Annotated in this window: 12 protein-coding genes; 6 read left to right on the forward strand and 6 right to left on the reverse strand. The window is 36.4% G+C overall.

Translation table 11 applies throughout. The features are described from left to right. From argS to KJ678_03290, 6 genes are all read left to right on the forward strand, one after another. Positions 1–699 (forward strand): arginine--tRNA ligase (gene argS / locus KJ678_03265; GenBank protein ID MBU1017150.1); only part of this gene is annotated, 699 nt, incomplete at its 5' end. Between the two features lie 13 nt (positions 700–712). Then, positions 713–2005: a hypothetical protein gene (locus KJ678_03270; GenBank protein MBU1017151.1), complete on the forward strand. Its 1293-nt coding sequence runs from the start codon at positions 713–715 to the stop codon at positions 2003–2005. 6 nt (positions 2006–2011) lie between these two features. Continuing rightward, complete coding sequence (locus KJ678_03275; GenBank protein ID MBU1017152.1) at positions 2012–2221, forward strand: hypothetical protein; 210 nt, start codon at positions 2012–2014, stop codon at positions 2219–2221. Positions 2222–2255: 34 nt separating this feature from the next. After that, positions 2256–3362, forward strand: coding sequence for a PEGA domain-containing protein (locus KJ678_03280; protein ID MBU1017153.1), 1107 nt, complete (start codon positions 2256–2258; stop codon positions 3360–3362). After that, positions 3340–3930: a hypothetical protein gene (locus tag KJ678_03285; protein ID MBU1017154.1), complete on the forward strand. Its 591-nt coding sequence runs from the start codon at positions 3340–3342 to the stop codon at positions 3928–3930. The genes KJ678_03280 and KJ678_03285 overlap by 23 nt, the downstream gene beginning before the upstream one ends. Continuing rightward, positions 3930–4370 (forward strand): hypothetical protein, encoded by a 441-nt coding sequence (locus KJ678_03290; protein MBU1017155.1) that lies wholly within the window; start codon positions 3930–3932, stop codon positions 4368–4370. Before KJ678_03285 ends, KJ678_03290 begins: the two co-directional genes overlap by 1 nt. On the opposite strand, the gene KJ678_03295 is transcribed toward KJ678_03290, so the two are convergent. Genes KJ678_03295 through KJ678_03320 form a run of 6 tightly spaced genes read right to left on the reverse strand, consistent with a single transcriptional unit; the run spans position 4350 to position 9860 of the window. After that, positions 4350–5288: a decaprenyl-phosphate phosphoribosyltransferase gene (locus tag KJ678_03295; protein MBU1017156.1), complete on the reverse strand. Its 939-nt coding sequence runs from the start codon at positions 5286–5288 to the stop codon at positions 4350–4352. The genes KJ678_03290 and KJ678_03295 overlap by 21 nt on opposite strands. Positions 5289–5307: 19 nt before the next feature. Continuing rightward, positions 5308–7650 (reverse strand): heavy metal translocating P-type ATPase, encoded by a 2343-nt coding sequence (locus KJ678_03300; GenBank protein MBU1017157.1) that lies wholly within the window; start codon positions 7648–7650, stop codon positions 5308–5310. Positions 7651–7652: 2 nt separating this feature from the next. Next, on the reverse strand, positions 7653–8165 hold the full coding sequence (locus KJ678_03305) for a hypothetical protein (GenBank protein MBU1017158.1): 513 nt from the start codon (positions 8163–8165) through the stop codon (positions 7653–7655). A gap of 1 nt (position 8166) precedes the next feature. Beyond that, positions 8167–9150 carry a hypothetical protein gene (locus KJ678_03310; GenBank protein MBU1017159.1) on the reverse strand — a complete coding sequence of 328 codons (984 nt, stop codon included), beginning with the start codon at positions 9148–9150 and terminating at the stop codon, positions 8167–8169. 59 nt (positions 9151–9209) lie between these two features. After that, entirely contained in the window at positions 9210–9512 is a 303-nt protein-coding gene (locus KJ678_03315) for a hypothetical protein (protein ID MBU1017160.1), read from the reverse strand. A gap of 27 nt (positions 9513–9539) precedes the next feature. After that, positions 9540–9860: a DUF2933 domain-containing protein gene (locus KJ678_03320; GenBank protein ID MBU1017161.1), complete on the reverse strand. Its 321-nt coding sequence runs from the start codon at positions 9858–9860 to the stop codon at positions 9540–9542. Positions 9861–10070 lie beyond the last annotated feature (210 nt).

A 10070-nucleotide genomic window follows, 5' to 3' on the forward strand; every position in this document is an offset into this window, starting at 1 on the left:
AAAATGTTTTGGGTAATAGGACCCGACCAAAACCTTGCCCTAAAACAACTTTTTGCAATCTGCGAGCAATTAGGAATCGGAAAAATAGATGAGTTTACGCATTTATCCTATGGATATATGAGCATAAAAGGCGCTGGAAAAATGAGCTCTAGGCTTGGAAATGTTGTTTATATAGACGACCTTATTGATATGGCAAAAGATAGAATCCTTGAGAAAACTTCCAATGGGAACCTTGCAGAAAAAGTCGCGATTGGCGCTATAAAATATAGCGCCCTAAAAGTAGGCAGAACAACCGACACCGCCTTTGACTTTAAAACATCCCTTTCCTTTGAGGGAGATTCGGGACCATATCTTCAATACACCTACGCAAGATGTAACAGCATTTTGAGAAACGCAAAATTGGACAAGGGGGTAACTATGTCCTATGCAATAAACAAGGATGAAGAAAAGATATTAAAACATATTTATAAGTTTCCAGAAGTTGTAGAAATGGCAGGACGGGAATACAGTCCAAATCTCTTATGTACCTTTTTGTTTGAACTTGCTAAAAGATACAACACTTTTTACGCAAGACACTCCGTGCTAAAAGCGAATACGGAGAAACAAAAAGACTTTCGTCTTTTATTAACAAAAGCGGTAGCGCAGACGCTAAAAAACGGGTTGTTGTTACTTGGCATAGAACCTTTAGAACAGATGTGATAAAAACAAAGATATGGGCTTTGGTAAAAAAATAGCTGTCCTTTTTCTTTTAATAGTCTTATGCGTATGCTTTGCGCAGAAAATAAATTTAACTACCGCGGATTTGGGCAGACATATCAGAAACGGAGAATATGTTTTTAAAAACCCCAGTGTTTTATACACAAACTTTTACTCTTACACAGAACCCGATTTCAAAACCGTTAATCATCACTGGCTGTTTGGAGTTTTAAGTTATCTTATCTGGTCCGCAGGAGGCTTCAAATTGGTGTCCATCTTTTTTATACTTGTTAACCTTGCTTCTTTCTCCCTTTTCTTTTTATCGGCAAAGAAAGTAAGCTCCTTTAGTATGGCGTTTTTCTTATCTCTGTGGCTTATTCCACTCATCATTTTCAGAAAAGAAATTCGTCCCGAAATGATAAGCTATTTGTTTTCAGCAATTTTTATTTACTGCCTATTGCACTTTAAAGACAATGAAATAACTTTCAAAAAGCTTTGCGCAATACTTGTCCCCATACAACTAATTTGGGTTAACACACATATATTTTTTATATTTGGATTATTTCTAGCAGGGATATTTACCATAAAGAGTATTTCCGCCAAGAAATTCGTCTTCCTAATGTCCTCACTAATATTAATTTCCTTTATTAACCCCGCGGGCATTAAAGGATTTCTAGAACCCTTTAACATCTTTAGAGAATATGGCTATATGATAGCGGAAAACCAATCCGTTATATTTATGCAAAAACGCTTTTATAACCTATTATATTTACATTTTGAGATATCGTTCGCTTTTATTCTTGGCGGGTTTTTATTAATATTCCTAAAAAGTCGCGAAGATTTTAAAAAAAGTCTCTCTTTTTTTTGCCTGTTTTTAATTTCGGGACTTCTCGCCTTTAAATTGAACAGGCTTATCGCTTTAAACGGTCTAATATTTTTACTCACCGGCTCCTTTGTTATAAACAGAAACGCTAGCTATTTATTTAAAAAACATACCGTGGACAAAAAACTCGTGTCCTCTTTTTTGGCAAGCCTTTTTCTTATGTTATACCTAATACCATATAGCGCAAACATCCCCTTTAATAACAATTTTGGGATAGGCTTGCTCCACAACAACGGAGATTCCGCCAAATTCTTTAAGGATGCCAAACTTCACGGGCCAATATTTAATAATTACGATATCGGAAGTTATTTAATTTTTCACCTTTTCCCCAACGAGCAGGTTTTTGTGGATAACAGACCAGAAGCGTATTCCCCGCTCTTTTTCAGAAACACTTATGTGCCTATGCAAGAAAACGAAAATTTGTAGGAACGGATGGACAGCGCCTACAAATTTAACACTATTTATTTTTATAGACACGACATAACCCCTTGGGCGCAACCTTTTTTAATAAAAAGACTGGGGGATATAAACTGGGTACCCGTGTATGTTGATGATTTTGTATTGATAATGGTAAAAAATAACGGAGAAAACAAAAATATAATAGACAAATACGAACTGCCCAAAAGTATCTTTGGGCATTGAAAAGTAATTCTCTAAATGATAGCATAAGTTTAAGATGCCCATAAAAAAGGTTATTATACCCGCGATTTTAATAATATGTTCTCTATCCATTGTAGGAGCAGTGTATTTTAAAATTTTAGAGAATCCTTTGGTAAAACCCAACGCCGCTTTATCTGTAACCGCCTCTTACGAACAGGCAAGCGTAATCGTTGATGGGGCTTTAGCGGGAAAAACTCCTTACGAAAGCAAAACCCTAAAACCCGGTGAGCATACTATATCGCTAAAATCCGATTCGGGCAGTTATGAAACCAAAATAACGCTAATACCCCAAGCCGCAACAGTAGTTTCTCGCGAAGTGGGAACTGGCGGAGCGTTCTCCTCAGGATACGCTGTTTGGATGGAAAAAATTTCCAATAACGAAACCTCCCTTTCCATAGTCTCCAGCCCAACAGGAGCTGAAGTTTCTGTGGACGAAGAAGAAAAAGGCATAACCCCATTAAACTTAACCAATTTATCCGAAGATAATCACACCATCACCATTTCTAAACCGGGTTATGAGCCACAATCTATGTACCTAAAATTTAAAAAAGGGTTTAAGCTAAATTTGGTAGCAGATATTTTTTTGTATCCCATACCGGAAAATCTAGAAAATATAAGCTATTCAGATACAATTAAAGTGTATAATTTAGCATTGTCCGAGTCGGCTGTAACAGTAGATGCGGCTATATGGGCAAAGGCGGTAGCATATTTTGTTAAAACGCGGGGAAAACCCGTAACCTTTAATTACTTTGTGGATTCCGATGGAGTTATTTATGACACAACAGGCTTAAAAGTAACTTTAAATCCAACAGCCCCTATCACGGATAGCATAACAATAGGGTACCTTGCGCAAAATAAAGGGGATTTGAGCGATAAGGCAAAAGAAGCGCTTTCAATATTCGGAAGCGCCACACCACAAAAAACCGCAAAAATAATTCCAACTGGCTTGGGGTGGCTACGAGTAAGGTCAGAACCTACGCTAAACAGTTCAGAAATTGCGAAAGTAAATGTAGGGGAAGAATTTCCGATTTTGGAAGAAAAAGATACTTGGATTAAAATTAAAATAGACGATACCACACAAGGTTGGATAAGCGCAACTTATGTACAAAAATCCGCCCAGTAAATTTAAAACATTTGCGAAACTCATTGACCAAGCAATACTCCCGGCCACAATCTTATTGGCGACAAAAATTTTAAGCCTAATTATACTTAACAAAAAATTTAATCTGGACTGGCAAATAAGCTCTTCTGGAATAATATACTCCTCAAAAGAAGATTTCATCTTTGCAAACTCTTACTCCTCGCTATTTATGTTTATTTCTATAACAATAGGGCTTATTTTGCTAACAGTAAAAGCCACCCAATGGCATTCAACACATATAAGACCTAGTTTAGCCGCCAGGTTTTACGAAAAAAAGCTGGACTTTCTTGTTACGGATAGTAGGGATATCTACCCAAAATCGGTAATATGGCTTTCTTACGCATGGCTTGCCACCATTTTAATGCTCATTCAAAACTATTACGGTCTTTTAATCTCTTGGATTTCTTATGTGGCGCTTTTTATAACCATTATCCCAACTGTATTTATAGTTTTGGATTTAGAAAAAGAGTTAAGCAAACAATCTAACAAAAACATACTAAAAAAGGGGTCAGTGTCTTTTTTGGATTTATCTCAAGTTTTAAAAAGCTAATGGTAAAACACTTTTTTTTAAATACAACACTTTTAATAATCTTATTTGCAATACTGGCAATTCCCTTTATGCCTGCCAAATTAATAAAGTATTATTCGCAAAAAAATGTTCTTTCGGCAAACTCTAAAGAAGGAGTAAAAATCGAAAACGCGGGAGAGTTATCCAGAATAGTAGAGGTAAAAGCATTCCCCCAACAGTTCGCCTACTACGACAAAGTTTTTGAACTTAGAAACTTTTCAAACAAAAATACATTTTACGAAATAGAAAGTTTTGTGAAAAATGGATCTGCTAAAATAACTGCCAATTTTGGTAACGGAACAAATGAAATACTTCTTCATCCCAACGAAAAAACTTATATAGACATCACCGCGTTAGGAACAACGGAAAATATGGAACAGGTTAGAGTGTTTTTGGAAATATCAGCTAAAAATATACAGTAATAAAACCACGCAAATACCCCAGAGAATAGTGGCGCCCAAAAGAGGCTTATCTTTCAGCAGTACTCTTTCGGGAGACTCCGCCTCCTTCTTTTCATAAATTACATACAAGTAGCGCGCCACACCATAAATTACAATAGGAATTGTGAGCATCATCCATTTTGGACTTGAAAGAGAAGCGGGAAGAAACCTTTTTACAATGCCAAGAGATTCTTGGGGAGAGGTTTGAAATGTAAAAAGCGAGTAGCTTATTATGGCAAAACTCGCTGAAGTGGATATCATAGAATCCAGCAAAGAGTCGGGATAATGGGCTAATGTTTTTCTCGTTTCAAGCGATAGCCCGCTTGCGTTTAATATAGTTCTTTCGGACCTGCGTTTGCCAAAGGAAAGAAGCATCGCAAGACCTATTGTGGCAAGCACTATCCAAGAAGATATGGAAACGCCTGCGGCAAAACCTCCCGCCAACACTCTAAATATAAAACCAAGCGACACCGCCAAAGCGTCTAGAATTATTACATTTCTCAATTTGTAAGTATAAATAATTTGTAAAGAAAGGTAAGAAAAACATATAAAAAAGAAAAACGGATTTATTAAAAGCGCCATTAATAATGACACGGATAAGAAAATTATTGAGGACATTCTTGCCAAAGCTACCGACAGTTTCCCGGAAGGAATAGGTCTGTTTTTTTTAATAGGATGCAATTTATCACTTGACGCGTCGTGGATGTCGTTAATTAAATAAGTAGCGGAGGAGAGGAGACAAAAAATTAAAAAAGCCAAAAAAGTTTTTAAAAATATTCCAGCGTCAAATAAATAGCCGGAGAAGGTTATAGCGGCAAAAAGGCTGATATTTTTAATCCATTGCCTAGGCCTCATTGCCCTAATAAGATGATATAAAGAGTTGTTAGTTTCCAAAAACATATCTTGATTTTAAATTATTTTATAATATTTTACCATTATATCTTTTCATCAAAAGCGCGTTGAAAACAACACTAACCGAAGAGAAAGCCATAGCTAAAGCGGCAATTGCTGGGTTTAAAAGCCAACCTGTGAATGGGTATAAGATACCTGCAGCAATAGGAATACCTACGATATTATAAAAGAAAGCCCAAAAAAGGTTTTGTTTAATTTTTTTGAGTGTGTATGCGCTCAAATCAATAGCGGAAATTACATCTCGTAAATCGTTTTTTATCAAAACTATATCTCCAGTTTCTATTGCTACATCTGTGCCAGAACCTAAAGCAATGCCCAAATTAGCTTGAGCTAAAGCAGGCGCATCATTTATTCCATCACCAACCATAGCCACAACCCGCCTTTGGCGAGAATTTTCAAACTTCCAATTCTCAATTTTCAATAAATTTTTAATGTTTAAATTTTCAATTTCTACACCTTCTTGAAGTAGCTTAATAACTCGAGCCTTATCTTGGGGCAAAACTTCTGCTATAACATAGTCAATACCAACTTGCTTAGCGATGGCTTGTCCCACTTTTTGATTATCTCCGGTAATTATTGCAACCTTTTTCCCCATTTTATGAAGCATTCTAATTGCTTCTTTTGAATAGTCTTTGAGAGTATCGGCTACTGCAATAATGCCAAGAATATTTTCATTTTGAGCTAAAATCATTGCAGTTTTCCCTTGATTTTCTAAGATACTTATTTTTTCCTCAACGTGTGTAGTGGAAATTTTATTGCTACTCATCAACTTTCTTGTTCCCAATAGGATTTTTTTGTTATTTAGTTTGGCAGATACCCCATATCCTGGCATTGCTTGAAATTCTGAAACTTTGTTTAAGGTAAGATTCTCTTCTTTAGCTTTATTAACAATAGCTAAAGCTAGCGGATGCTCCGAGTTTTTTTCAACAGAGGCTGCAATTTGTAAAATATTTTCTTCATTGGATTTATTTGAAAATTGAGGATTGATACCTGAAAATTCCGTAATCGACATAATATCGGTTACAGCAGGTTCTCCTCTAGTTAATGTTCCGGTTTTGTCAAAAACTACAATATCCACGCTTTTTGCAACTTCCAAAGCCTTACCACTTTTAATTAGAATTCCGTTTTTTGCCGCCAGTCCAGTGCCTACCATTACAGCAGTTGGAGTTGCCAATCCTAAAGCGCAGGGGCAGGCGATAATTAAAACAGTGATAAAGGCCGCGAGCGCGAAAGAAAAGGGATATCCCGCAAGAATCCAAACCGCGAAAGAAACAACGGCAATGACTACTACTGTCGGTACAAAATAAAGAGAGACCTTGTCGACCAAAAGCTGGATTGGCGTTTTTGACCCCATTGCTTCTTCAACAATTTTTATAATCTGAGCCAGCATTGTATCCTTGCCAACTTTTGTTGTTTTGAACCTTAAAACACCTGTTTTATTTATCGTTGCCCCGATAACCTCATCTCCTTTTTTCTTTTCTACCGGGATGCTTTCACCGGTAATTGCTTTCTCGTCAACGCCGGAATAACCATCAATAACAATCCCATCCACCGGGATTTTTTCACCAGGCTTGACCAAAATAATATCTCCAACTTTTACTTCAGAGATAAGAATTTTCACTTCCTGACCATCTTTAATAACTGTCGCCTCTTTGGGCTGAAGGCCGATTAATTTTTTAATCGCTTCGCTGGTTTTTCCTTTAGTTATTGCTTCTAGATACTTTCCCAAGAGGATGAAGATAAGAATAAAGGCCGCTATCTCATAATATAGCTCTTTCATTCCGTATGTTTTGATGTTGAGCCAAGTAGATAAAGAGATTGCCACGCTGTAGATATAGGCAGCCGAAGTGCCAATAAAGATTAAAGAGTCCATATTTGGCGCTCGTCTTAAAATAGCCTTGAGTCCGGAAATGTAAAGTTTGAAGGCAACTATAATCACGGGGGTAGTTAACAGAAATTGGATTAGATGCTGGTTCATCTCGATAATCTCCGGTATGTAAAGACCAACTATCATACCCATTGAAACATAGAGAAGAGGAATGCCGAAAATGAGAGCTATAATAAATCTTATTTTCAGATCTTTAACTTCCTGAATTTTCTCTTCTTTGTGATGGTCCTCCATTTCTTTTCCAAAATCTTCTTCACTGGCTTTATATCCCAATTTTTCGATTATTTTTTGAACTCGAGCGATGTCTATCTCAATTGAGTCAAATTCTAAATAAGCTTTCTCTGTCGCAAAATTAACACTAACTGATTTCACTCCGTCCTCTTTTTTCAGCGCGTTTTCAATATTTGCCGCGCAAGAAGCACAGGTCATCCCGGAAATTTTTAGAGTTACTTTTTTGCCCATAATTATTCCTCGCAACAATCAATTAAATCTTGCACTAACTTGTTTAATCTTTTAGTTAAAGCGTCTTTATTTTCATCATCTTTATTAATCTGATTGTCATTTATTTCTTTAACTTGACCAAGATCTATAACGCCCAGATTTATCCCCCAAAATAGCGAGTAAAGATCATACGCCTTGGAAAATAATTCCTGCGCTTCTTTTTTCTTGTCTTGGTCGTGATATTTAGTGCCGACTTCTATTAGTCTCATTGAGGCGGCCAAAAGGTGTTTTGAAATGCACCAAACCTCTCCTTCGGCGTCTTTGACGATCTTTTTTAATAATTCTTTTCTTATCTCCCTGACTTTTCCGAGTAGATCATAATATTTTTCTTTGCCTGTTTTGGCGGCTGTAAAGAAAAAATGTTCCTCTAAGCTGACTAAATTCATAACGGCAATACTTAAATCTTCATCCGAAGACAAATCAAGCTTGTGCCCCTTTTTTAAATTTTCAATTTTCTCCCAAAGATTTTCAGACATATTATTCTAAACCCCACTCAAAAATTCGTTCTTTAATTCCATACACGTTGTTTATAGCAAGTTTTAACGTTTTTGTCGTGCTTTTTAATGGGGGGAAAATTAATTTTCCAGAAAGGTGGTGTCCACCACGCCCACCTTGCCACTCAAGTGGTAGATATGTGTTGCCAAAATCGTCAATCAAAACAGATTGTTGTGTTAAATCTAAATCTAAATTTCCTTGATGTGTATTGAAGGCAATTTCAAATTGTATGAGTTTTCCAGGAGAAAAATCAATTGGCGTTACATCGATGGAGAGGCCACTCCCCTCGTTATTTTTAGTTGGCAAGCTCGCAGTACTTAAATTCTCAGTTTGAGGCATGGGGATTTCTTGGCGACTCTCGATTATTGGTGGGTTAGAAAGGGATACTGGTGTTAGTTTAGTAGTTAAGTTTTTAATTCTAAAAAAAGAAATTATCAATATAATAATTGCTCCTACTATTACCAGTTTTTTTAGTATTTTGAAGTTGATTTTAGAAGAGTAGTTCCAAAATACATTTTCTTTTTGATACAAAGAATGTTTTTGGATAATTTCCAGCATTAAAATAATACCGAGGATATTGCTCAAAATTCCAAGAATAAGGAAAAATATTTGATATTGAGCCAAAAATAAAAATAAAGTTGAAAACCCTAAAAGAGGTACTATATCCACCAAATGATGAGCACAACATGCTACCATGGAACCTGCGGAAATACCCCCGGTCGCCGTCACTTCTCCAGTTATTTCTTTAGTCTTTTTCTCTTTCATTTTGGAATGGATATAAGACCAAAGGCTTACTTGAATACTAAAACCGATTACTAGAGCTAAAATCCAATACCATAATAAATAGAATTGCGAAATTGCGTGAGAAAAAGAATTAGCTAAACTCAAAACCCCGAAGTAAAATGCTAAAAGAACAAATCCCCCTATAATTCCTTTTATTATTGATTTTTTAACTATTGAATCCATAACTACTTCCTTTTAGCTAACTTATAAACCGTTAAAATTTTCCCAAGAGATTTACATTTCTACCTTGTTTTATTTTCCCCGCAAAACTTATTATGAAGCCAGGCGACAAACCAGGCACCGATATAAGTGTAAACAACCGCCTGAATCAGGCCCCAAATAAATCCGCCAAGAGTTATCGCGACATCACCCGCAAACTTTTCAACATTTGCCAAATGTGCAAGCCAGCCGAAAAGCTGAAGAGCAAATCCCGGCCACAAAGCGACGAATACCGCGCAGAGAATATAGATAGCCCCCATCACGCCGCCTGCGGCCAACGCAAAACCGTTTTTGTTTATTTGGCAAAAGTGTTTTTCATCGTTCATAATTTTTCACCTCCTTTCAGAATTAGATTAATTTTCAGTCCGACTTTCATTTTTAATTGCATGTTTAGTTATCTCTAAATTACAACTTTTATTTTTTCTGCACCAGGCTTCGCATTTTTCAGCCCACTCTTTTTCTTTATATTCCAGCCCGCACTCCGGGCATTTATATAATTCTCTTTCGTGCCCGTGCCCCTTCATTATAAAAAGATGCATCAGAGGACAAAGTAAAATAATTAACCAAGGCCAATAATCAAGGCTATCGGTATCAGGCAACACAAAGCCATCATTAATAGATGATTTTGTTTTAGTCTTTGCCAAATGTTTTTTATCATATTCCTTTAGATTAATGGCAACATCCGCCAGAATGTTTTGATTGCGCTTTAAATAATTTTTTTCGGTAATCCTCTCGGCACTGTTCAGAACAAAATTTTTTGCCGAACCCTTCAATGTAATTATCTTTCAGCTCCATTTTACAAATGGGGCACTTTTGTTTAAAAAGTTTAAACATATATTTTTCACCTCCTTTCGACCCTCTGGTCCAGCCGCTTTATTTTTAGA

This window comes from Patescibacteria group bacterium (assembly GCA_018817085.1).
Taxonomy (GTDB): domain Bacteria; phylum Patescibacteriota; class WWE3; order CG2-30-40-12; family CG2-30-40-12; genus CG2-30-40-12.